This is a genomic window from Planobispora rosea, from assembly GCF_014648175.1.
In the GTDB taxonomy this organism is placed as follows: Bacteria; Actinomycetota; Actinomycetes; order Streptosporangiales; family Streptosporangiaceae; genus Planobispora; species Planobispora rosea.
On sequence record NZ_BMQP01000006.1, the window covers coordinates 47,462 to 69,932 of the forward strand.

Genomic DNA, 22,471 nt, shown 5'->3' on the forward strand with positions numbered 1-22,471 from the left:
GCGGGCCGTGCTAGCCGATCCGCCAGGTGCCGGGCAGGATCAGCGGGCCGTACGGCGACAGGCCGAGTTCGCCGGCGAGGGCGGCGATCGGGCCCCAGGCCTCGACGCGGACCCGGGCCAGCGCGGCGGCGCGGTCCTCGCTGGACTCCGGCGGGCGCAGCCGCTCCAGCGGGTGCAGCTTGGGGTAGGTCCGGATCGGGGCGTCGACCGGGAGCCCGGCCCGCTTGCGGGCCAGATCGAGGGCGTCCTCCAGCCCGCCGACCTCGTCCACCAGCCCGCCGTCGCGGGCGTCGGCGCCGGTCCAGACGCGGCCTCGGGCCAGCTCGTGGGCGCGCTCGCGGGTCAGCCCGCGGCCCTGGGCCGCCTTGCCGACGAAGTCGTCGTAGATCCGGTCCAGCCAGGCGTTGACCCGCGCCCACTGGGACTCGGAGAAGCCGTGCGCGGTCGAGAACATCGCGGCGTTGGCGCCCTCGCTCACCGTCTCCGAGGTCACACCGATCTTGTCCAGCAGCTCGCCGATGACGGGCTTGCCGCCGAACACGCCGATGGAGCCGGTGAGCGTGCCCGGCTGGGCGATGATCACATCCGCGGCCATCGAGACGAAGTACCCGCCGGAGGCGGCCACGTCGCCCATCGAGACGATCACCGGCTTGCCCGCCTCACGGGTGAGCACGACCTCGCGCCAGATGGAGTCGGAGGCGATGTAGGAGCCGCCGGGGCTGTCCACCCGGAAGACGATCGCCTTGACGTGGTCGTCGCGGCGGGCCGCGCGCAGGGCGGCGCAGATCGTGTCGGAGCCCATCGCGCCGCCGCCGCCGAGCGGGCTGCGGCCGCTCCGGCCGAGCTTGATCGGGCCGCTGCCCTGGACCAGCGCCACGACCTGCTCGCCGGGGTGCGGGAGCTTCCTGGCGACGCGGTGGCGGTGGTAGCGGGCGACGTAGAGCAGCATGGCGTCGTCGCCGGCGGAGCGCCTGGTCTCCTCGTAGACCTCGTCGCGGTAGGCCAGCTTGTCGACCAGGCCCGCGTCGACCGCCTCGGTCCCGATGAACGGGCCCTGGTCGACGAGCTCGCGGACCTTGGCCGGGTCGAGCCCGCGCCCGTCGGCGATGCCCGCGACGATCTGCTCGGTGACGGAGGCGGCCAGGCGGGTCACCGACTCGCGGTGCGGCTCGGTCATGCGGTCCTGGGTGAACATGTTCGCGGCGGTCTTGTACTCGTGGCGCTGGGCCAGCTCGTACTCCACGCCGAGCTTGCCGAGCGCGCCCCGGACGAAGCGCTGCTCCAGCGAGACGCCGGTCAGCCCGACGTCGCCCGAGGGCTGGAGGTAGACGCGCTCGAAGGCGCTGGCCAGGTAGTAGGGGACGGTGCCCGTGCCGAACTCGCCGAACGTCTCGGCGTACACCACCGTGAGCTTGCCCGCCGCCCGGAACCTGATGACCGCCTGACGCAGCTCCTGCACCATGGCCAGGCCCAGCGGGTTCGTGCCGATCCTGACGATCAGCGCCTTGACCCGGCTGTCCTGCCGGGCGCGCTTGAGCCCGGACAGCACGTCGGTCAGGCGGGCCTTGCGCATGGACGTGAGCGCGCTGAGCGGATCGGCCGGTGGCGCGTCGGTCAGTCCCTCGCTGAGGTCGAGCTCAAGGATCAGCGGGGCGGTCCGCCGCTGCCGGATCCGGTCGACAGTGTCGATGATCACCTTGGTCGCGTCCATGACTTCACCCTAAGCGACACGTTCGCGGCTCATGCGGGGCGGCGGGTGTTCACCTGCTTTCGCAGGGCCGAGGCCGCCTTGGACAGGGACAGGGCCGCCAGGCGCCGCTTCTCGGCGGAGGCGAGGGCGGCCTTGACCGTGCTCGTCCCGCCGGCCTTCGCGGTGAGGTTCACCGCGCCGTGCGCCCAGTTCAGCCAGGCGGCCAGCAACTCGCGGTCGAACGTGGCCTTCGCGGTCCGGGCGGTCTTCCCCGAGGGCTTGAGCACCCGGTGGGCCGTACCGGGGGTGGAGGCGCGCGTGATCTCCGGGAAGACCGCACTGGCCTTGGCGGCCAGGCGCAGGTAGCAGTCCAGGGTCTCGTCGGAGAGCTTGCCGGTGCGTTTGTGCATCTCCACGGCCCACTGGGCGGCGGTCAGGGTCGTCCTCCCCTTGCCCCGGGTGCACACCGCCGGAGCCGCGGCAGGGGGCGTGGCGGTCACGGTCACGGTCACGGTCACCGTCGGCAGCGGGACGGGGGCCGGGTCCGGGGTGTCGTCGGGTACGGGCTCCGGCTCCGGCCCGGAAGTGGGGTCCGGTGTCGGGGTATCGGACGGGTCGTCACCGGGACCGTCGGGCACGGGTTCCTGGGTGACGGGAGGCTGGGGGGTGCCGCCGAGGATCGCGACGCCCAGGTCGAGGCGGGGGACGGTCACCCCGCCGTAGACGATCGGGCGGCCCGCGGTCCTGAGCCTGCCGAGGAGCGCGTCCGGGGCGTCGTCGGTCTCCTTCTGCGCCATCAGGGCGAACGCGCCGGCGACGTGCGGGGTGGCCATGGAGGTCCCGCTGTAGACCTGGGTGCCGCCGCCCGGCACCGCGGAGTCGATCTCGACGCCGGGAGCGAACAGGTCGAGCGTGGAGCCGTGGTTGGACCAGTCGGCGACGTGGTCGTCGTTTCCGGTCGCGCCCACGGTCACCGCGGCGGAGAAGCATCCGGGCGCTCCGGCGCCCGGCGTGCCGTCGTTCCCGGCGGCGGCGACGACCGCCACGCCCTTGGCGCGCAGGGCCTCGACCTTCCCCCGCATCGCCTCAAGCCCGGTGACGTTGTCGCACGATCCCTCGAAGGGGAAGGTACCGAGGCTGAGGTTCACCGCGACGAGGCCGGGGGTGCTGTCCTTCAGCTTGGCGACGTGGTCGAGGGCGAGCAGGATCGAGGACTCGTAGGCGGTCAGGCAGACCTCACCGCTGCCGTCGCCGTAGCAGTCGTTGTCCCGGCTGAAGACCTGCACGGCCACGATGTCGGCGGCGGGGGCGACGGCGTGGGCGATCCCCGCCACGTGGGTGCCGTGGTCGCAGAGGTTGACGCCGTCGTGCACGCACGCGGCCGTCTCGGCGTCGGCGGAGGCGGGGTCGGTCGTCTGCCCGTTGGGGCAGAGGGTCTGCGAGGTGCCGTCCGCCGTGGAGAAGCACGCCTGGCCCACGACCTTGCCGCCGAAGGCCGGGTGGTCGGCGTCGATCCCGGTGTCGACGATCGCGATCGTCTGGCCGTCGCCCCGGACGTTCGCGTTGTGGACGGCCTCCGCCCCGATCACCTGCAGGTTCGGGGCCAGGGCGGAGGGGGAGTAGGTGCGGTCCCGCCGTACCGACACCACCCGGGGATCCTCGGCCAGCACGGCCAGGGACTCACCGGTGGCCTCGACCACGATGAAGGAGGTGTCCGGCGGCTGGAGGACGACCTCGGCGCCGGGCAGCGCCTGCGCCTGGTCCGCCACCGGAGCGGCCTCGGCGGGAGCGGTCACCTCGACGATGACCCGAGCCCCGTCCTCGTCGGCGGCGAGCCCCTCTTCGAGCTTCGGCGCGGGTGCCGGGGGAGACGGGTCTCCGGCGTCCGGGGCGGGACCGCCCTCAGGGGACGGGACCGGGGACGGCGTGACCGGTGCTGACGCGGCAGGGCTCTCGGCGGGAGCCGGATTCTCGGCGGCCACCGGGCTCTCGGCGACCGCCGGGGGCGGCGCGGGCGCGTTCTCGGCGAGTGCGGGCGCGGCCGGGATGATGGTGAGCACGATCGCCGTGGCCACGAGGGCTCGAAGTCGCACACGTCCTCCGGGGGATGAAACGGGCGATTCGGAGTCTAGGTAGTTGATCCCTCGTGGTGAATACCTTCGTCCCTATTGCGTGGATCTTCTCAGGAGATGTTCAGATTTCACCCGACCGCCGCGGGCCTTTCGCCGGAACCCCGCGGGTCCCGTACGCCATGGGCCCCCGTACGCCATGGGTCCCCGCCCGGATGGACCTGTCGTGGCCGTCGCCATTGGCCCTGTCCACCGGAGCGCCGTGACGGCAGGGTGAACGCATGACCTCAGCAACACGCCTCATGCACTTCCGGCACTCGGACGCGATCTGGTCGGAGTATCCGGAGCTCGTCGCCGGTACGGTCACCGTCACCGGGATCACCCCCGACGGTCCGGCCGAACCCCTGATCGAGAAGTTCACCGCCGTCGCCGAGGCACGGCTCGCGGCGGGTACGGAGGCGGAGTTCCCCGAGATCCAGGCATGGCGGCGCACCTTCTCCAGGATGGGGCTCAAGCCCACCCAGTACCGGTGCGCGTCGGAGTCCCTGCTGCGGCGCTTCCGGAAGGAACGGGTCCTCCCGCGGATCCACCCCCTGGTCGACCTCTGCAACGCGATCTCGCTCGCCTTCGCGATCCCGGTGGCGGTGTTCGACACCGCCATGATCTCCGGAGGGCTGGAGGTACGGCACGCGAACGGGGATGAGGACTACCTCGCCTTCTCCGGCGAGACGGAGCATCCCGACGCGCGAGAAGTGATCTTCACCGACGCCGCGGGACGGGCCCACGCCCGGCGGTGGACGAACCGGCAGAGCGGCCACTCGTCCGTCCGGGACACGACGGCGTCGGTCCTGATCGTCACCGAGGCGATGCACGACTCGGCGTCCGAGGACGTCCCGGAACTCGTGGCCGCGATCGCGGACGCGCTGGGCGACGTCTGGCGGGTATCGCCGGAGACCGCGATCCCGACCCGCTCCTCGCCACGCGTGGAGTTCACCTGTTGATGGCGACGCTGACGCGTCGCGGCTCGGGGGCCGGTAACCGGTGCCCCCTCGCGACATGGCTCGGCCCCCCGCGGCGTGACGCGCACGGAGGGCCGAGTGACGGAAATATTACTTGAGTCCGTTGGACATGGCGGTGATCAGTTCACCGTTGGCCGTGTCACCGCTGGTCTCCCAGAAGAAGGCGCCGCCCAGACCCTGGTTCTTGGCGTAGGTCATCTTGCTGGTGATGGTGGCCGGGGTGTCGTAGCTCCACCACTGGCCGTTGCAGAAGGCGTAGGCCGTGCCGCCGACGGTGCCGGTGGCGGGGCACTTGGTCTTGAGGACCTTGTAGTCCTCGATGCCGGCCTCGTAGGTGCCGGGGGCCGCGCCGGTGGCGGTGCCGCCCGGGGTCGACTGGGTCACGCCGGTCCAGCCGCGGCCGTAGAAACCGATGCCCAGCAGCAGCTTGCTCGCCGGGACGCCCTTGCTCTTCAGCTTCTGGATGGCGGCGTCGGAGTAGAAGCCGGCCTTCGGGATCCCGCTGTAGGAGGTCAGGGCCGAGTGCGGAGCGGTCGGGCCCTTCGCGTCCCAGGCGCCGAAGTAGTCGTAGGTCATCGGCATGAGCCAGTTGAGGTTCGAGATCGCGCCGGCGTAGTCGGCGGCGTCGATCTTGCCGCCGTCGGTGCCGTCGGCGGTGATCGCCGCGGTGATCAGAGCGCTCGAGCCGAACTTGGTCCGCAGCGCGGAGATCAGGTTCTTGAAGGCGGCCGGGCCGCTGGTGTCGCAGGTGAGGCCGCAGGCGTTGGGGTACTCCCAGTCGATGTCGATGCCGTCGAACACGTCGGCCCAGCGCGGGTCCTCGACGAGGTCGTAGCAGGACTGCGCGAACGCCGCCGGGTTGGCCGCCGCCTGGGTGAAGCCGCCGGACCAGGTCCAGCCGCCGAAGGACCAGATGACCTTGATGTGCGGGTAGGCCTTCTTCAGCTTGCGCAGCTGGTTGAAGTTGCCGCGCAGCGGCTGGTCCCAGGTGTCGGCGACGCCGTCGACGCTCTGGTCGGCGGTGTAGGCCTTGTCGTAGTCGGCGTAGGCGTCGCCGATGGTGCACTTGCCGCCGGTGGTGTTGCCGAAGGCGTACAGGATGTGGGTCAGCTTCGACGCGGAGCCGTTGGTGACCAGGTTCTTCACGTGGAAGTTACGGCCGTAGACGCCCCAGTTGGTGAAGTAGCCGACGACCTTCTTACCCGAGGGGTCGGGCTGGGTGGTCGTGGTGGGGGTGGGCGTCGGCGTCGTGGTGGGGGTGGGCGTGACCGTGGCGGTCGGCGTCGGCGTCGGCGTGGCCGTGGTGGTGGGCGTCGGGCTGGGGTTGCCGCCCGTACCGGAGCAGGGGGCGCCGTTGAGCGTGCAGTTCGTCAGGTTCTTCAGCCCGCCCGGCGCGCCGACGAAGCCGAAGCTGACCGAGGCGCCGGCGGCCAAGGCGCCGTTCCACGACTTGTTGACGAAGGTGTAGTGGTTGCCGCTCTTGGTCATGTCGGCGTCCCACGAGGAGGACAGGGAGGTGCCCGCGGGGAGGTCGAACTCGACCTTCCAGCTCTTCAGCGCTTCGCTGCCGGCCTTGACGGTCACCTGTCCCTGGAAACCGGAGCCCCAGTCGGAGGACGTCGCGTAGGTGGCGGTGGCGGGAGTGGCGGCGTTCGCTGCGCTGACGCCCAGGGGGACTAACAGAGCTGATGCCGCGAGGAGGGTGCCCAGGGTGATGCGTCGCAAGAGTCGCTCCAGATAAGAGAGGTACTGGCCCCCGTATTCATAGGAAAGTTTCCTATTAATTAAGGGAGGGTAGGTCGGCGTTCCCGCGATGGTCAACACCCGTTGAGGGCGATAAGGCGGCTATAAGGAGGATTTAAGGTTCACCGGGAGGCGGGCGGAACGAGGGCCGTACCGAAGGCCAGGCGGGGGCCGTACCGAGGGCTGTACCAAGGGCCGGGCGGGGGCCGAGCATGCAAGAAAGCCGGTCACGCATGGCGTGACCGGCCCGGATGCGAAAGGCCTTGCGGCCCGCGCCTTCCTGCGGTTCGGTACGGGTTCCGGCGAACCGTTTCCTGTGTCCTGTCCGCTACTTCGCCCGGTTGACGTTCTTGTTCAGGTAGACGGCGGCCTTGAGCAGCTGGGCGGAGGTGGCCTTCGGGTTGAGCCGGTGCCGCTCCGCGGTGCCGATGGCGCTCTTGAGCGTGGTCGTGCCCTTGATCTTGGCTCGGAGAGGGGTTCCTCCCTCTTCTCCCGGAGGGTGAATGGAGGTCCCCGAGTTCGAGGCGTATACGAGCAGGCTGGAACTCCGCGGTGAGATGAGTGAAGCCGAGATGCTCGACCGCTTCTTGCGCATGGCGGGCCGGGTAGTGGGCCGGTTCATCGACCCTGCCTGGTTCTCGTCAACGAGAACCCTTTGCCAGGTTCACCGAGAAGGGCGGGGCCGCTGATCACCAGCCTGATCGGATCCCATTCGAGCGGTCCCGCCCGGGCACGATCGGTGTCTGTGGATTCCTCGTGCCATGTTCACGGTGGAGGTTCGTCAGTGGTTCCCTTCGCCTGTCTCGCCGAACAGGTCGTGCACGGTCGGGGCGGTCACCGCGCGGCTCGCCCAAGCCTCCAGTTGCGCGAGGTCGGTGCAGGCGGTGATCCTGGTCCGCATCTCCTCGGGCACTGCCAGGCCCCGGGCCTCCAGCACCACCAGCACCATCCGGGCCGCTTCCTCGGCCCGGCCTTCCGCCTTGCCTTCCGCCTTGCCTTCCGCTCTGCCGACGGTCTTGCCTTCTTCCACGCCGCGGCCGTAGTGCTCGCGGGCGAAGGGGCTGTAGACGGGCCAGGTGGTGGACGTCATGATCTCCTCCAGGAGGATTCGTACCTCGGGCGCGGCCATGCTGAATGCGTATTCATAGTACTTCGGAGCGTGTTCGCCAGGCAGGTCCGCCAGCGCCGCGGTGAAGGCCTCCACCACCTTGCGCTCGCGGCGGCCATGCATCATCACCGCCAGAGTGGCCAGCTCCGGCTGGGCGGCGGCCTGCTGCGCGTCGGTGATGACCGGGATGTCATCCGGGCCCAGCACGTGCGCCTGCAGCCGACAACCGGTCAGCCCGAAGTCGATGGGCTTCGCGTAGTAGGCGGCGGTGGTGGTGTCGGGGCAGACGACCAGGACGGTGACGTCACAGCGCGACTGCAGCCAGAGAGCGACGGCGTAGCGGGCCAGCTGGCGGGGGTCTTTGGACTTGTCCTGCTGGATCTCGACGACGATGGCGTGCGCCGGTGCCTGGGGCGGGCCCAGCACCAGCACCAGATCGGCCTCGATGTCGTCGGAGGGCCGGGTGTTGAAGGTGGTGTTCTCCGGCCGGATCAGCGATGTGGCGGGCAAGTCCCGGCCGAGCAGGTCGCGTAGGAGCTCCACGGCCAGTTCGGGACGACCGCGGAAGAGCTGGATGAGGGAGTCGTGTCGAGGGGAAGGCACGTCGCTCATTGTGACATATCAATCACTCAAAGCGATCGCGTTTTCGAGAACTGATGGCCATGAAGCCCTGCTGTTCTGGGCTGCCGCTCTCGGGCGTACACCGTTCTATATCGCCCCTGGCACGCGAAGGGTTGGTCGCGCATGGCGTGTAACCGGCCCGGATCGCGGGGTAATCGACCGCGATAGGCCACGCTGTGCCGAATCCGGCATCCTGGACAGGAAGATCTGTGACTCGGTCGGGGCGAGGTGGGGCCTGGGACCCGATAATGCTTGCACCGACGCGCGGGGAGGTGTGGACGGGTCAGGCGACGGGCGTCATGATCTTCTTAGGAGACGCCGTACCTCGGGCCGGGATGGCGGGGGGTGAGCGGCGTGAGCGGGAGGACGTCTCGGATGAAGCGCTGGATCGCCGTACTGGTCGTCGTGCTGGCCGTTCCGGTCGCGGTTGCCGGGTCCGGTGCCTCCGCGAGCGCGGAACCGGCTCCGGCCGGCCCGGTCGACGCGCTCAGGCGGCAGCTTGTCGAGGGCCGGGGAGTGAAGATGGCGAAGACCTTCACCGCCACAAAGAATGGGGAGAAAGCGGATATCCGGGTCGCGGGCGTCGCCGAGTTCGGTGATGGAAAGGTCACGGCCACCGATATGACGCATCGCTCCGACTTCACAGGCATAGCGGGCTCTGTTCGGCATCTCACCTTCCCGGGGCGCGGCTATGTCCAGGACGGCGCCTCGTTCCAGGGGAAGAGCTGGCGTCTCCAGGAGAACAAGGAGATACGGCCCCGGCTGGACGCCGACTGGATTGAGCTCTCGGACCCGGCCATGCTGAAGGCGGTGCTGGCCACCGCCCGGGTCAAGCGTCCCGCGGGCGTCTACGACGGCACCCGAACCACGCTCTACCAGGGCACGATCACCCTCGGCGAGCTCTACAGGGCGGGCTCTGCCGGCTTCCCCTTCGGACGCGACGAGAAGCCCTCCAAAACGGAGGCGAAGGCCGCCGTCTCCTGGAAGCTCTGGCTCGGTGGGGACCAGCTGGTGCGCAGGGCCTGGGGGACGTGGGGCGAGCCGTTCTCCAGGAGTGGCGACATCCGCATCTCGTATGTCGTCGATGTGCGCCTGAGCGGCTGGGGCGCCAAGGTCGACGTCGTGCCGCCTCCCGCCGATGATGTGGCGCGCCTCTGAAGCGGAGTGACCGGAACGGCGACCGGGCTTCCCTCGCGGGGCGGGGGTGGTGGGGCGAGTTCGGCCACCTTGACGCAGTCGCCGTCTGGCCGTGACCGCTCCTCAAGGTGCAAGTCACAGAACTATACTTCTGGGAAGTACGATTCTGTGACTTGCACCTTGAGGAGAAGCTGACGGTGCGCAAGCCTGAGCGGATCTTCGGCCGGGTGCGGGAGTGGCAGGGGCTCGCCTCCTTCGCTTCCGCGCCCTCTGCGGAGACTCCCGCAGGCGCCTCCCTCGGCGTGATCAGCGGGCGGCGCAGACAGGGAAAGAGCTTTCTGCTCCAGGCCCTGGCCGAGGAGACGGACGGGATGTACTTCGCCGCCACGGAGGCCACCGAGGCGGAATCGCTCCGGCTGTTCACGGAGGCTCTCACTCGGCACACACGAGAGATACCGGAGCATCCCTTCCGGGACTGGAACGACGCGATCAGCTCCATGTTCCGAAGCTTCCGTGGGCGGCCGGTCCCCGTGGTCATCGACGGATTCCCCTTCCTGTCCCGGGTCACGCCCAGCCTGCCGTCCATCATCCAGCGGGAACTGGGGCCGGGCGGCAGCGGCAGAGAGAGTGACCTGCGCCTCCTGCTCTGCGGGTCGGCCATGTCCGTGATGGGCAGTCTTCTGGCGGGTCAGGCGCCCCTGCGGGGACGGGCGGGGCTCGAACTCGTCATCCACCCCTTCCGCTATCGGGACGCCGCCGAGTTCTGGGGCATCTCGGACCCGCGGCTGGCGGTCCTGGTCCATGCGATCGTCGGGGGCACCCCCGCCTACCGGCACGAGTTCACCCAGGGTGACGCGCCGGCGGATCTGGACGACTTCGATGCCTGGGTGGTCCGGACGGTCCTCAACCCGCAGAAACCGCTCTTCCGCGAGGCACGGTATCTCCTGGCGGAAGAATCCGACATCCGCGACCCGGCCCTCTACCACTCGGTGCTGGCCGCCATCGCCAGTGGCTGCACGACCAACGGCGGGATCGCCAACTACATCGGCCGCCGGTCCGACCAACTGACCCACCCGCTCAACGTGCTGGAGGACTGCGGCCTGATAGTCCGGGAATCCGATCTGTTCCGCTCCGGCCGCGCGCAATACCGCATCGTCGAGCCGCTGATCACATTCTACGGGGCGGTCATGCGGCGGCGCTGGTCCGAGCTGGAAATCTACCGGGCGGAGAGCGTCTGGCGGTCATCCCGCCCGGCCTTCCTGTCCCAGGTGGTCGGCCCGCACTTCGAGGCGCTGTGCCGGGACTTCGCCCGCGAGGCGGACGAGAGTCTGTACGGCGGCTTCCCCTCCGAGGTCGGCTCCGGAGTGATCGGCGACCCGGCCAACCGCACCCAGATCGAGATCGACGTGGTGGTCCTGGCCGCGCAGGAACCGGGCCGCTCCCGGCGGGTCCTGTCGTTGGGCGAGGCCAAGTGGGGCGAGATCATGAACGGCCGCCACGTCGAACGCCTGGGGAGAGCGCGCGACCTGCTCGCCGCCAAGGGTTACGACACGCGGGAAACGGTCCTGGCCTGCTACAGCGGTACGGGTTTCACCGAGGACCTGCGAGCCGAGGCCGCCAGGGACGGTCGCCTCCGCCTGATCGGCCTGGACGATCTCTACTGGACCCGCTGACGGCCCGGTGAGACCTCGGTCCCCTGCGGATCTCTGTTGTGAGACAACCGGTCACAGCAGGCGTCTCTGCACGACGTCGGCCATGACCGCGTTCACGACCCTGCCGACCGCCTCGGGATCCGGCGGGCCCGCCTCACGGTCGGCGAACAGCAGGTGCACGGCCCCGATCAGGGAGAACGCGAGCGCGTCCACGTCGGCGTCTGCGGCGATGCGCCCCATCTCGCACTCGTCTCTCAGATAGGCGCTGATCATGCCTGCGGCCTGCGTCAGCACCGGGACGCCGGGCGCGGGCCGGGTCTGGCGCAGCCGGGTGCGTAGTTCGTCGCGGAAGATGATGAGGCTGACGACCGCCGCGGTGACCGGGTCGAACAGATCGATCAGCGCCGCGGTGAGGTGGCCGGCGACGGTGCCGGTCCCGGCCGAGCCGCGCAGGTCGGCGGCTGAGACGTCGAGCCGGGCGATGCGTTCCCGCACCAGCTCGACCAGGAAATCGTCGAAGTCCGCGAAGTGCCGGTGCAGAACGCCTTTGGCGACGCCCGCCTCCTCCGTGACGGCCCGGCTGGTCAGCCCGTTCGCCCCGTCCCGGAGCAGGACACGTTCGGCGGCGTCGAACAGCTGCCGCCGCGCGTCCCGGAGGGCCACTCCCGTCGGCATCGCCCGTTCTCCCCTCCGCAGAACCTCCGCAGAACCTCCGCAGAACCTTCTCTCAACAGAGCCTTCGGCTCACCGCGAAACGTTATCCGGTTGGAAAGTGGGCATGTGCCCATTATGGTGGGCGCATGCCCACTACACCGCAGGAGTATCCCCGGTCCCCGGAGAACGCGCCCTATGAAGCCAGGCGGACAGCCGAATCGTTCGGCGTCGACGCCGAGCGCTACGACCGGGCCCGGCCCGAGTATCCCGATGCCCTGGTGCGGCGGATCACGGCTGCCGGCCCCGGCTCCGACATCGTCGACGTCGGCTGCGGCACCGGCATCGAAGCCCGGCAGTTCCTGGCGGCCGGCTGCACGGTGCTGGGGATCGAGCCGGACGCGCGGATGGCCGAGTTCGCCCGCCGTACCGGGGTCGAGGTCGAGGTGGCGACGTTCGAGGACTGGGACCCCGCCGGGCGCACGTTCGACGCAGTCGTCGCCGGCCAGTCCTGGCACTGGGTGGACCCGGTCGCGGGCCCGGCCAAGGCGGCCCGGGTGCTGCGTCCCGGCGGCCTGCTGGCGGTGTTCGCCCACGTGTACGACCCTCCGGCCCCGATCGCGGAGGCGCTGGCCACCGCACTGCGCCGGGTGGCGCCCGACTCGCCGTTCGGCGGCGGGCCGCCGCGACCGGCCCGGGAGATCTACCGGCAGATGTTCACCACGTTCGCCGACGGCATCCGGCAGGCGGCCGCGTTCGGTGAGCCGGAGCAGTGGCGATTCGACTGGCAGCGGCACTACACCCGCGATGAATGGCTCGACCTGCTGCCCACCACCGGCGGGCTCACCCGGCTCCCGCCGGACCGGCTGGCCGAAGTTCTGGAAGCCGTCGGGGCCGCCGTCGACGCGGCCGGAGGCGGTTTCACGATGTCCTACACGACCATGGCGGTCGTCGCGTCGCGGAAGGCCTGAGAGACGCCCCCTCACCGATCATGGCGAAAACGCAGGAAAGGCGGCGCTGATCCAGCGCTTCGCCATGATCGATGAGCCGTTCCCGGCGTCGGGCGACGACTCGGACCGGATCCCGCACCTTGCGACACGTCCCGTCAGTCGACCTCGTCCTCGGTCAGCATGGACTCCTGCGCCGGGGCCGTGTGGCGGAGCCAGAGGGTGCCCAACGGCGGGACGCGCAGGTGCACCGAGTACGGCAGGCCGTGGTGGGGCTCCTCCACCGCCTCCACCGCGCCCATGTTCCCGACCCCGCTGCCCGCGTAGTCGTAGGCGTCGGTGTTGACGACCTCCTCCCAGGTGCCGCCCATCGGCAGGCCCAGCCGGTAGTCCTCGTGCGGGCCGCCGGAGAAGTTGGCGACGCACGCCAGGGCCGAGCCGTCGGTGCCGTACCGCAGGAACGAGAAGACGTTGCCCGGGGCGTCGTCGGCGTCGATCCAGCGGAAGCCCTCGGGGGAGGTGTCCGCGCTCCACAGGGCCGGGGTGTCCCGGTAGACCCCGTTGAGGTCGCGCACCAGCCGCTGCACGCCCTTGTGCCCGTCGAAGTCGAGCACCCACCAGTCGAGGCCGCGCTCCTCCGACCACTCCGAGCCCTGGCCGAACTCGCCGCCCATGAACAGCAGCTGCTTGCCGGGGTGGGCCCACATGAACGCGAACAGCGCGCGCAGGTTGGCGAAGCGCTGCCACTCGTCGCCGGGCATCTTGCCCAGCAGGGAGCCCTTGCCGTGGACCACCTCGTCGTGGGAGAGCGGCAGCACGAAGTTCTCCGAGTAGGCGTACATCAGCGAGAACGTCATCTGGTGGTGGTGGTACTGCCGGAAGATCGGCTCGTGGCGCAGGTAGGAGAGCGTGTCGTGCATCCAGCCCATGTTCCACTTGAAGCCGAAGCCGAGACCGCCCAGGTAGGCGGGGCGGGACACGCCCGGCCAGGCGGTGGACTCCTCGGCGATCGTCACGATGCCCGGGGCCTCGCGGTAGCAGACGGCGTTCATCTCCTTGATGAACTCCACCGCGTCCAGGTTCTCCCGCCCGCCGTACTGGTTGGGCGTCCACTCGCCCTCGCGGCGCGAGTAGTCGAGGTAGAGCATCGAGGCGACCGCGTCCACCCGCAGCCCGTCGATGTGGAACTCGCGCAGCCAGTACAGGGCGTTGGCGACCAGGAAGTTACGCACCTCCCGGCGGCCGAAGTCGAAGATGTAGGTGCCCCACTCGGGGTGCTCGCCCCGCGCCGGGTCGGCGTGCTCGTACAGCGGGGTGCCGTCGAAGCGGGCCAGCGCCCAGTCGTCCATCGGGAAGTGCGCGGGCACCCAGTCGAGCAGCACCCCGATCCCGGCCTCGTGCAGCTTGTCCACCAGATAGCGGAAGTCGTCGGGTGAGCCGAAGCGGGCCGTGGGCGCGTAGTAGGACGTCACCTGGTAGCCCCACGAGCCGCCGAACGGGTGCTCGGCCACCGGGAGCAGCTCGACGTGGGTGAAGTTCATGTCCTTGACGTAGTCGACGAGTTCGGTGGCCAGCTCGCGGTAGGACAGGCCGGGCCGCCACGAGCCGAGGTGCACCTCGTAGGCGCTCATCGGCTCCTCCAGCGCCCTGCTCTGGGCCCGCCTGCGCATCCACTCCTCGTCCTGCCACTCGTAGGACGAGCGGTCGATCACCGACGCGGTCGCGGGCGGGCGTTCGGTACGGCGGGCCATCGGGTCGGCCTTCTCCCGCCACACCCCGTCCGCGCCGAGGATGGCGAACTTGTAGCGGTCACCCTCCGACAGGCCGGGGATGAACAGCTCCCACACCCCGGAGTGCCCCAGCGAGCGCATGGGGTGGCCGACGCCGTCCCAGTGGTTGAAGTCGCCGATCACCCGCACACCGCGCGCGTTGGGCGCCCAGACGGAGAAGGCCGTGCCCTCCACGTCCTCGTGCCGCATGATCCGCGCGCCGAGGACCTCCCAGAGCCGCTCGTGCCGTCCCTCGCCGATCAGGTGCAGGTCCACCTCGCCCAGCGTGGGCCAGTGCCGATAGGGGTCGGCCGCCTCGTACGGCTCCGACCCGTCGTAGGCGATCCTGAGCCGGTAGTCGGGGACCTTGTCCAGCCCGGGGATGGTGACCGCGAACACCCCGTGGGCGACGTGCTCCATGTCGTGCGCCTCGTCGCCGACGATCGCCTGTACCCGCTGCGCCAGTGGCCGCAGCGCTCTGATGGTCACACCGTCGGGGCCGGGATGCGCCCCGAGGATCGAGTGCGGGTCGTGGTGCGCCCCGCCGGCCAGCCGATCCAGGTCCAGATCCAGATGCACGCTCATGGGTCATTGACTCCCGTAGGTCGATATTCCCTAACCCTGCCCGCCTGTGGGCATTCAACCCACTCCACGCGGGGCATGCCAAGCAAGATCTTTGCTGGGAGTTTCGATCAGCGGGGGTTCTCGGCCATCGCGTCACGCGGGGTGATGCGGAAACCTTGCCAGTGGGTGGGCATGGGGTCGGCGTCCTCGTCGCGGGCGACGTGGTGGTAGCTCACGTTGACCCAGAGTACGGGGTCGGTGAGCCGCTGGCCGGTCACGTAGCGGTCGACGCTGGCGGCGCAGCCGGGCGCGGGGTTGGCGCTGGCCAGGCGCTCGCACGCGCGGTACTGGGTCACGTAGAGGTCGGCCCGGGTGAACGCCTCGTCGGCGGGGCCCCGGTACCGCGCGCTGTCGGAGTTGCCGATCTCCCAGGAGATCCGGTGCCCGTCGGCGTTGCGGCTCTCGGTGTCGACCACCCGCCACCACCGGGCCGGGGCGGTGACGGCCTTGGCCTCCTTGGTGAAGACGGTGCGGGAGAGCGTGCGCTTGGCCGTTCCGGAGCCGGGGAAGTCGTACTGCTCGACGACGTCGTTCTTGCGGCCGTCGACGTCGAAGTCGAGCCGCCAGAAGATGTTGTGGGTGTGGCTCTGCTCGATGTGCGTGTTGCCCGCCCTGGTCGGCCAGCCGTGCTCGGGGCCGGTGTCGAAGCCGGACAGCGAGCCGGTCGCGCCCACGCGCGGAGTGATCGCCCCGTCGTCGGAGAAGGCCCATTCGACCAGGTAGGTGTACCAGCCGATCTGGAAGGCGGAGTAGACGACCAGCTCGCGGCCCTGGGCGGAGAGGTTCGGCTCGCCGGGCCGCGACTTCAGGTAGCCGTGGCCGCGCGAGCGGGTGGTCACGCACACGAACCGTTCACGGCGCTCGCCGCCGGGGCAGTCGGCGGAGGCCAGCGTGACGGCGTTCTCGCCGAGGGTGCCGATGTCGTGGAAGCGCGGCTCGCCGCTGTCGTAGGGGACATGGATCTGGGCCAGCGCCGTGCTGCGGAGCACCTTGATCGGCCTGCCGCGGGGCGGGGTGTAGGTGACGCCGGTGAGGGTGAGGCCCTCGATGACGCGCATCTCCCAGCAGAGCCGCCAGCGCGCGCCGTTCGGCAGGACCTGGTCGATGAGGTACGGCGAGCCGCACGCGGGCTCGGGCGCGGCGGGGGCGGAGACTCCGGCGGATGTGAGGGCTCCGGCGGAGGTGGAGGTGGAGGCGGGGGCTCCGGCGGGCGTGAGGGCTCCGGCGGGAGCGGCGGCGCCGCAGGTGACGAGCAGGGCGCAGGACAACAGCGCGGCCGGGAACACGGAGAGCCGCACGGTCACCGTCCTTCCAGGGTGAGGATCTTCTCGGCGGACAGGTCGACGACGATCCGGGTGGTGTCCGGCCAGGTGGCGTCCGGCAGCCGGACCAGCAGCCGTACGCACCGGTGGGTCGCGCACGCCCCGGCGCCCCTGTGCGCCGGGCGCGGCGTGTAGACGAGGGCGCGCAGGCCCAGGTCGGACGCCGACCGCAGGGGCCTGCCCGCGGCCCGGGCGTAGGCGGCGCGGATCCGCCCGCCGTGCGCCCGGTCGGCCAGGAGCAGCTCGGCCGCGCGTTCCCCCTCCGCCCTCGACGGCGGCGGTTGCGCGCCCCGGCCCGCCCGTTCGGCGACCACCCTGCCCTCGGCGAGGTCCACGGTCCGCACGATGAACCGGTTGGCGGCGTAGTCGTAGATGTAGGCGTCGGCCCGGCGGCGGTCCTCGGCCGCCTTGTCGTCGCCGCGCTCGATGTAGAGGAGCTCGACCTGCCCGGTCGTCATGCGCCTGCGCAACGTCGCCGAGGCGATCTCGCTCGCCCGGGAGATCTCCTCGCCGGTCAGCGGGTCCGCCGGGGAGGGCGTCCGGAGCGGGGAGCGGGCCGCCTGCGGCCCCTGTTCCCCGGAGACCAGGAACAGCGAGCCCGCCAGGGCCATCGCGCCCGCTCCCGCGAGCACCATGACGATCCGTCCCCATCCCATACCCGCTCCTTACTCTTCGCTTGTTTTCGTAAGCGAAGAGTAGTAGTTTGTTGGGTACTCGGCGGGCAAATCAGGAATCGCGAGCGGTCGACGGAGGGCCGGACGCCACAGGGTCCAGCAGGGGAGGGAGAGGACCCGGCAGGGGGGCGGGCAGAGGCCAGGCGTCAGAGGTTCGCGGGTGCCCCGGGGTCGAAGGCGGAGAGCGGGATGGGCAGCCAGGAGGGCCGGTTGCGTGCCTCGTAGACCACCTCGTAGACCGCCTTGGCCAGTTCCAGGGCGCGCAGCAGTACGGCGTCCTCGCCGTGCAGGCGTCCGCCGCCCGCGGAGTAGCCCGCCAGGAAGGACGAACGGTTGAGCTCGGCCCACTCGACGGCGCGGGGCAGGAGCTGCTCGGCGTCGGGATGGTCGGCCAGCAGGTGGCGGGCCGCGTAGTCGAAGGAGCGGAGCATCCCGGCCACGTCGCGCAGCGGGGAGGCCAGGGCGCGGCGTTCGGCGAGGGGCTGGCCCGGTTCGCCCTCGAAGTCGAGGATGACCCAGTCCGTCGGGGTGCGCATCACCTGGCCGAGGTGATAGTCGCCGTGGACGCGCTGGACCGGGACCTTGTGGGCCACGTCGCAGACCCGCTGGTAGGCCTCCTCGATGACGGGGGCGTGCCGGGCGAGCTCGGGGACCTCGGCGACGGCCTGGGTCAGGCGGCGGCGCTGGTCCTCGACCAGATGCGTGATCTCCTGCGGTTCCATCACGCCGGTCGGGAACGCCGAGGCCAGCTCCTGGTGGACCTCCGCGGTGGCCGTGCCCAGGCGGAAGGACTCGGCGCTGAAGTCGCCGCCGGCGTCGGAGGCCGAGGCGTCCAGCGAGGCGTACAGGTCGCGGACGCTCGCCAGGGCCAGGGCCCAGCCGTCGTTGGAGTTGGACAGGAACTCCTGGGTCATCGCGAGCGTGGTGGTCTCGCCGTCGAGGTCCGTCTCGATCCAGCCGTACGGCTGCGCGATGTGGGCGGCCTTGCGCCGCGCCAGCGCGCTGACGATCTCCAGTTCGGGGTTGACTCCCGGGATCAGGCGGCGGAACAGCTTGCAGATGTAGGCGTCGCCGTACACCAGGGAGGTGTTGGACTGCTCGGCGCCCAGCACCAGGCTCCGCTGTCCGGTGTCGATGTGCACGTCCTCCAGGTGGCGGAAGCGCAGCGGGCCGATGTCGCGCCCGTCGGCCATCGCCTGCAGCAGGATGCCGGTGAGGTCGGCGTCGTGGGTCGCGTCGTACAGGCCCTCGCCGATCGTCGCGTGCCGGAGCTTGTCCGGCATGTCATATTCGCAGCAGCCAAGCAGGATCTGGTAGCGGTCGCGCGTCCCGGCCTGGTGAACGGAGACGATCAGGTGACGCAGGCCGGGGGCGAGCTCGACGTCCGAATCGATCGTGAGTCCGTCGACCGGGCGGCCCTTACCGGCGAACCAGCGCTGGTGCCCTATCCAACCGGTAAGGAGCTCGGTCAACATGGTTATCCCTCCTGGGTTGCGGGCGGCAGGGTGAACCAATAGAACCCATGCCCAGGAAGCGTCAAAAGATACGGAAGTTCACCAATTGGTGGAAAGGGGACCCCGCCCATGGTCTCGACCGGGACCGTTCCCTCGAAGCGGCGCAGGTCCAGCTCGACCGGCTGGGGGAAGCGCGAGAGGTTGTTGACGCACAGCATGCGGTCGTCGCCCAGCTCCCGCACGTAGGCCAGGACGCTGGGGTTGGAGGAGTTCAGCTCCGTGTAGTCGCCCAGGCCGAAGACCGGGTGGCGCTTGCGGATCTCGATCATCCTCTTGGTCCAGTGCAGCAGCGAGCCGCTGTTCTTCTGCTGGGCCTCGACGTTGAGCCCCTGGTAACCGTAGATCGGGTCCATGATGATCGGCAGGTAGAGCCGGCCGGGGTCGCAGTCGGAGAACCCGGCGTTGCGGTCGGGGTTCCACTGCATCGGGGTACGGACGCCGTCGCGGTCGCCGAGCCAGATGTTGTCGCCCATGCCGATCTCGTCGCCGTAGTAGAGCACCGGGGACCCCGGCAGCGAGAGCAGCAGCGCGGTGAACAGTTCGATCTGGTTGCGGTCGTTCTCCAGCAGCGGGGCCAGGCGCCGCCGGATGCCGACGTTGGCGCGCATGCGCGGGTCCTTGGCGTACTCGGAGTACATGTAGTCGCGCTCGTCGTCGGTCACCATCTCGAGCGTGAGCTCGTCGTGGTTGCGCAGGAAGATGCCCCACTGGCAGTTCTCGGGGATCTTCGGCGTCTGGGCCATGATCTCCGAGATCGGATAGCGGGACTCCCGGCGCACGGCCATGAAGATGCGCGGCATCAGCGGGAAGTGGAAGGCCATGTGGCACTCGTCCCCGCCGGTGGCCGGGTCGCCGAAGTACTCCACCACGTCGGCCGGCCACTGGTTGGCCTCGGCCAGCAGCACCCGGTCCGGGTAGAGCCGGTCCACCTCGGCCCGGACCCGCTTGAGGTACTCGTGCGTCCTGGGCAGGTTCTCGCAGTTGGTGCCCTCGGCCTCGAACAGGTAGGGGATGGCGTCCATCCGGAACCCGTCGATGCCCAGGTCCAGCCAGAAGCGCAGCACCTCCAGCATGGCGTTCTGCACGTCCGGGTTCTCGTAGTTGAGGTCCGGCTGGTGGTGGAAGAAGCGGTGCCAGTAGTACTGCTGGCGGACCGGGTCGTAGGTCCAGTTGGAGGTCTCGGTGTCGATGAAGATGATCCGGGCGTCCTGGTAGCGCTCGTCGGTGTCGGACCACACGTAGAAGTCGCCGAAGGGACCCTCGGGATCGTGCCGCGAGGCCTGGAACCAGGGGTGCTGGTCGCTGGTGTGGTTCATCACCAGGTCGGCGATGACGCGCATGCCCCGCTTGTGGGCCTCGTCCACCAGCCTGACGAAGTCTCCCAGGTCGCCGAAGTCCGGGAGGATCTTCATGAAGTCCGAGATGTCGTAGCCGCCGTCGCGCAGCGGCGACTCGTACAGCGGCAGCAGCCACAGGCAGTCCACACCGAGCCACTGGAGATAGTCCAGTTTCTGGATGAGACCGCGAATGTCCCCGGTACCGTCCCCGTTGGAGTCGGAGAACCCGCGGATCAGCACCTCGTAGAAGACCGCGCGCTTGAACCAGTACGGGTCGCGCGGCTCCGCCTCGTCGAAGGTGTTCGGGATGGGCTCGGACAGATGGCTCATGTGGACTCCCCGCCTGCTGTGCCTGGGGCCGGACCGCGTCCGGCCGGTTTACCTGTGGGTGGCCGCCGCCGTGCGCAGAGTGAAGATGTGCGCCGGATGGATGTGGGGATCGAGGCGCACGTAGTTCGACTGCCGCCAGCGGTACGACTCGCCGGACAGTTCGTCGTCGACGACGAACTCGGCGTTCCAGTCGAGACCGAGGGCGGGCATGTCGAGAGACACCGTGGCCTCGTGGGTGTGGTGCGGATCGAGATTGACGACTGCCAGAACGACGTCGCCCAGGCCGTGCCGTCGTGAGGCCGTGTCGTGGGAGCCGGGCAGGCGCTTGGAGAAGCAGACCATGTCCGGGTGGTCGACGCTGTGGAACCGTAGATTACGCAATTCCTGCAGCGCGGGGTGCGCTCTTCTGAACAAATTCAGCCGCGTGATGAGCGGCGCCAGGCTGCGCCCTTCTCGTTCCGCTTCGAGCCAGTTGCGTGGTCTGTACTGATATTTCTCACTATCGAGGTATTCTTCGCTGCCCGGACGGACCGGGATATTTTCCCCCAGCTCATACCCGGCGTACATGCCCCAGGTCGGCGACGTCAGGGTCGCGAGGATCGCCCGGATGCGGAATGCGGGAATTCCGCCGTGCTGGAGGTACTCATGAAGGATGTCGGGAGTATTGACGAAAAGGTTCGGCCGGAGGAAATGTGATGTCTCCTGGGAGAGCTCGCTCAGGTAGGTCTCGACGTCCTGCTTGGAGTTCTTCCACGTGTAGTACGTGTATGACTGGTGGAAGCCGATCTTGGCCAGCGTCTGCATCATCGCCGGACGGGTGAACGCCTCCGACAGGAACAGCACGTCCGGGTCGGTCCCGTGGATGTCGCCCAGCAGCCGCTCCCAGAACGCCACCGGTTTGGTGTGCGGGTTGTCCACCCGGAAGATCCGTACGCCGTGGTCCATCCAGACCTTCACCACCCGCTTGACCTCGGCGTAGATGCCCTCCGGGTCGTTGTCGAAGTTGAGCGGGTAGATGTCCTGGTACTTCTTCGGCGGGTTCTCCGCGTACGCGATCGAGCCGTCGGCGCGGATGTTGAACCACTCCGGGTGCTCCTTGACCCACGGATGATCGGGCGAGCACTGCAGGGCCAGGTCCAGGGCGACCTCCATACCCAGCTCGCGGGTCCTGGCCACGAAGGCGTCGAAGTCCTCGAAGGTGCCCAGGTCCGGGTGGATCGCGTCGTGCCCGCCGTCCTCCGAGCCGATCGCCCACGGCGAGCCCGGGTCGTCGGGCTCGGGGGTCAGCGTGTTGTTGCGCCCCTTGCGGAAGCTCTGCCCGATCGGGTGGATCGGCGGCAGGTAGACGACGTCGAAGCCCATCCGCGCCACGGCGGGCAGCCGTTCGGCCGCCGTGACGAACGTGCCGGACTTCGGGCTGGCGCCCGGCTCGACGACCGCGCCCTCCGAGCGGGGGAAGAACTCGTACCAGGACCCGAACAGCGCCCGGCGCCGGTGCACCAGGACCGTGTGCTTGGCCGACTTGGTCACCAGGTCGCGCAGCGGATGGGCGCGGAGCAGCTCGGCCGTCTCGGGCAGCTGGGCGACCGCGAACCGCGCCCGCGGGTCGAGGGAGTCGTCGCGGAGCTTGGCCGCCACGGCCTGGAAGGCCGCTCGGTGCCCGCACGGGCCGCCCGCGCCCCTGCGCCCCTCTGCGTTCCCGGGAGCGCTGTTCCCGGGAGCGCCGTTCCCGAGCGCGCCGCCCCCGGGGGCCTCGCCGTTCTCGTCCTCGTCGGCGTTGCCGTACCGGGCGGCGCAGTCTCCGGGCCGTACGGCCTTCGCCGCGCGCTCGAACAGCCGCGCGCCCTCCTCGCACATCAGGTCCGCGTCGATGTCGCGCGGGATCTTGATGCCCGCGTCGTGCAGCCAGGTGGCGATGGGATCGCTCCACGCCTCGATGCGGAAGTGCCACGTGCCCTCGGTGGGCAGGGTCACCTCCACGCCCCAGCGATCGGTTCCGGGAGCCAGCTCGCGCATGGGCAGCAGGGGGCCGCGTTTGCCGTCCGGGCCGATCAGCACGGCTCCGGCGGCCACCGCGTCGTGTCCCTCGCGGAACACGACGGCAGTGATCTCGAAGGTCTCACCCGCGGCGGCCTTGGCGGGACGGCGCCCGCAGTCGACGGTGGGGTGAATGTCCTGGATAGGGATTCGTCCGATCATCGCGTCTCACGGTAGCGACGGCACACCCGGTACCGCCGGGAGATTTGGGGCAAGAAAGACCCTTT

General features: G+C 69.9%; 16 protein-coding genes. 4 read left to right on the plus strand and 12 right to left on the minus strand.

All coding sequences use genetic code 11. From position 1 onward, the window contains the following. Positions 1–10: 10 nt before the first annotated feature. Positions 11–1,711, minus strand: coding sequence for a S49 family peptidase (locus tag IEZ08_RS07735; protein WP_068926686.1), 1,701 nt, complete (start codon positions 1,709–1,711; stop codon positions 11–13). A 29-nt stretch (positions 1,712–1,740) separates the two neighbouring features. Further along, positions 1,741–3,783, minus strand: a complete 2,043-nt coding sequence (locus IEZ08_RS07740) for a S8 family peptidase (protein WP_189241913.1) — start codon at positions 3,781–3,783, stop codon at positions 1,741–1,743. 257 nt (positions 3,784–4,040) lie between these two features. On the opposite strand from IEZ08_RS07740, the gene IEZ08_RS07745 reads away from it, so the two are divergent. Next, entirely contained in the window at positions 4,041–4,760 is a 720-nt protein-coding gene (locus tag IEZ08_RS07745; RefSeq protein ID WP_229802976.1) for a B3/B4 domain-containing protein, read from the plus strand. Between the two features lie 108 nt (positions 4,761–4,868). On the opposite strand, the gene IEZ08_RS07750 is transcribed toward IEZ08_RS07745, so the two are convergent. From IEZ08_RS07750 to IEZ08_RS07760, 3 genes are all read right to left on the minus strand, one after another. Beyond that, the gene (locus tag IEZ08_RS07750) at positions 4,869–6,503 is read right to left on the minus strand and encodes a glycosyl hydrolase family 18 protein (protein WP_229802977.1); all 1,635 of its coding nucleotides are present in this window, start codon (positions 6,501–6,503) and stop codon (positions 4,869–4,871) included. Between the two features lie 346 nt (positions 6,504–6,849). Next, positions 6,850–7,143 (minus strand): hypothetical protein, encoded by a 294-nt coding sequence (locus IEZ08_RS07755; protein WP_189241914.1) that lies wholly within the window; start codon positions 7,141–7,143, stop codon positions 6,850–6,852. A gap of 159 nt (positions 7,144–7,302) precedes the next feature. Beyond that, entirely contained in the window at positions 7,303–8,232 is a 930-nt protein-coding gene (locus IEZ08_RS07760) for an RpnC/YadD family protein (RefSeq protein WP_141704233.1), read from the minus strand. A 393-nt stretch (positions 8,233–8,625) separates the two neighbouring features. Between IEZ08_RS07760 and IEZ08_RS07765 the strand changes: the two genes are divergently transcribed. After that, on the plus strand, positions 8,626–9,408 hold the full coding sequence (locus tag IEZ08_RS07765; protein ID WP_189241915.1) for a hypothetical protein: 783 nt from the start codon (positions 8,626–8,628) through the stop codon (positions 9,406–9,408). A 152-nt stretch (positions 9,409–9,560) separates the two neighbouring features. Beyond that, positions 9,561–11,060: an ATP-binding protein gene (locus tag IEZ08_RS07770; protein ID WP_229802978.1), complete on the plus strand. Its 1,500-nt coding sequence runs from the start codon at positions 9,561–9,563 to the stop codon at positions 11,058–11,060. Between the two features lie 51 nt (positions 11,061–11,111). Here the strand turns inward: IEZ08_RS07770 and IEZ08_RS07775 are convergent, their stop codons facing one another. Then, the gene (locus IEZ08_RS07775) at positions 11,112–11,714 is read right to left on the minus strand and encodes a TetR/AcrR family transcriptional regulator (RefSeq protein WP_189241916.1); all 603 of its coding nucleotides are present in this window, start codon (positions 11,712–11,714) and stop codon (positions 11,112–11,114) included. Positions 11,715–11,839: 125 nt separating this feature from the next. Between IEZ08_RS07775 and IEZ08_RS07780 the strand changes: the two genes are divergently transcribed. Next, a complete protein-coding gene (locus tag IEZ08_RS07780; protein ID WP_189241917.1) occupies positions 11,840–12,661 on the plus strand; it encodes a class I SAM-dependent methyltransferase in 822 nt (273 codons plus the stop codon). Positions 12,662–12,795: 134 nt separating this feature from the next. Here the strand turns inward: IEZ08_RS07780 and glgB are convergent, their stop codons facing one another. The 6 genes from glgB to IEZ08_RS07805 form a co-directional block, all read right to left on the minus strand. Beyond that, positions 12,796–14,991: a 1,4-alpha-glucan branching protein GlgB gene (gene glgB, locus IEZ08_RS07785; protein WP_068926667.1), complete on the minus strand. Its 2,196-nt coding sequence runs from the start codon at positions 14,989–14,991 to the stop codon at positions 12,796–12,798. Between the two features lie 107 nt (positions 14,992–15,098). Beyond that, the gene (locus IEZ08_RS39385) at positions 15,099–16,328 is read right to left on the minus strand and encodes a copper amine oxidase (protein ID WP_229802979.1); all 1,230 of its coding nucleotides are present in this window, start codon (positions 16,326–16,328) and stop codon (positions 15,099–15,101) included. 2 nt (positions 16,329–16,330) lie between these two features. Continuing rightward, entirely contained in the window at positions 16,331–17,008 is a 678-nt protein-coding gene (locus tag IEZ08_RS39390) for a hypothetical protein (RefSeq protein WP_203863356.1), read from the minus strand. Positions 17,009–17,172: 164 nt separating this feature from the next. Then, positions 17,173–18,501, minus strand: a complete 1,329-nt coding sequence (locus IEZ08_RS07795; RefSeq protein WP_068926663.1) for a maltokinase N-terminal cap-like domain-containing protein — start codon at positions 18,499–18,501, stop codon at positions 17,173–17,175. A gap of 2 nt (positions 18,502–18,503) precedes the next feature. After that, positions 18,504–20,207: a maltose alpha-D-glucosyltransferase gene (gene treS, locus IEZ08_RS07800; protein ID WP_068926661.1), complete on the minus strand. Its 1,704-nt coding sequence runs from the start codon at positions 20,205–20,207 to the stop codon at positions 18,504–18,506. A gap of 48 nt (positions 20,208–20,255) precedes the next feature. Further along, positions 20,256–22,406, minus strand: a complete 2,151-nt coding sequence (locus IEZ08_RS07805; RefSeq protein ID WP_189241919.1) for an alpha-1,4-glucan--maltose-1-phosphate maltosyltransferase — start codon at positions 22,404–22,406, stop codon at positions 20,256–20,258. Between the last annotated feature and the right edge of the window lie 65 nt (positions 22,407–22,471).

Bases quoted from the DNA above. Each gene is read 5' to 3' on its own strand.
- IEZ08_RS07795 (WP_068926663.1), bottom strand. From the start codon at position 18,501: ATGTTGACCGAGCTCCTTACCGGTTGGATAGGGCACCAGCGCTGGTTC.
- IEZ08_RS39390 (WP_203863356.1), bottom strand. From the start codon at position 17,008: ATGGGATGGGGACGGATCGTCATGGTGCTCGCGGGAGCGGGCGCGATG.
- IEZ08_RS07780 (WP_189241917.1), top strand. From the start codon at position 11,840: ATGCCCACTACACCGCAGGAGTATCCCCGGTCCCCGGAGAACGCGCCC.
- IEZ08_RS07745 (WP_229802976.1), top strand. From the start codon at position 4,041: ATGACCTCAGCAACACGCCTCATGCACTTCCGGCACTCGGACGCGATC.
- treS (WP_068926661.1), bottom strand. From the start codon at position 20,207: ATGAGCCATCTGTCCGAGCCCATCCCGAACACCTTCGACGAGGCGGAG.
- IEZ08_RS07735 (WP_068926686.1), bottom strand. From the start codon at position 1,711: ATGGACGCGACCAAGGTGATCATCGACACTGTCGACCGGATCCGGCAG.
- glgB (WP_068926667.1), bottom strand. From the start codon at position 14,991: ATGAGCGTGCATCTGGATCTGGACCTGGATCGGCTGGCCGGCGGGGCG.
- IEZ08_RS07765 (WP_189241915.1), top strand. From the start codon at position 8,626: ATGAAGCGCTGGATCGCCGTACTGGTCGTCGTGCTGGCCGTTCCGGTC.
- IEZ08_RS07775 (WP_189241916.1), bottom strand. From the start codon at position 11,714: ATGCCGACGGGAGTGGCCCTCCGGGACGCGCGGCGGCAGCTGTTCGAC.
- IEZ08_RS07805 (WP_189241919.1), bottom strand. From the start codon at position 22,406: ATGATCGGACGAATCCCTATCCAGGACATTCACCCCACCGTCGACTGC.
- IEZ08_RS07755 (WP_189241914.1), bottom strand. From the start codon at position 7,143: ATGAACCGGCCCACTACCCGGCCCGCCATGCGCAAGAAGCGGTCGAGC.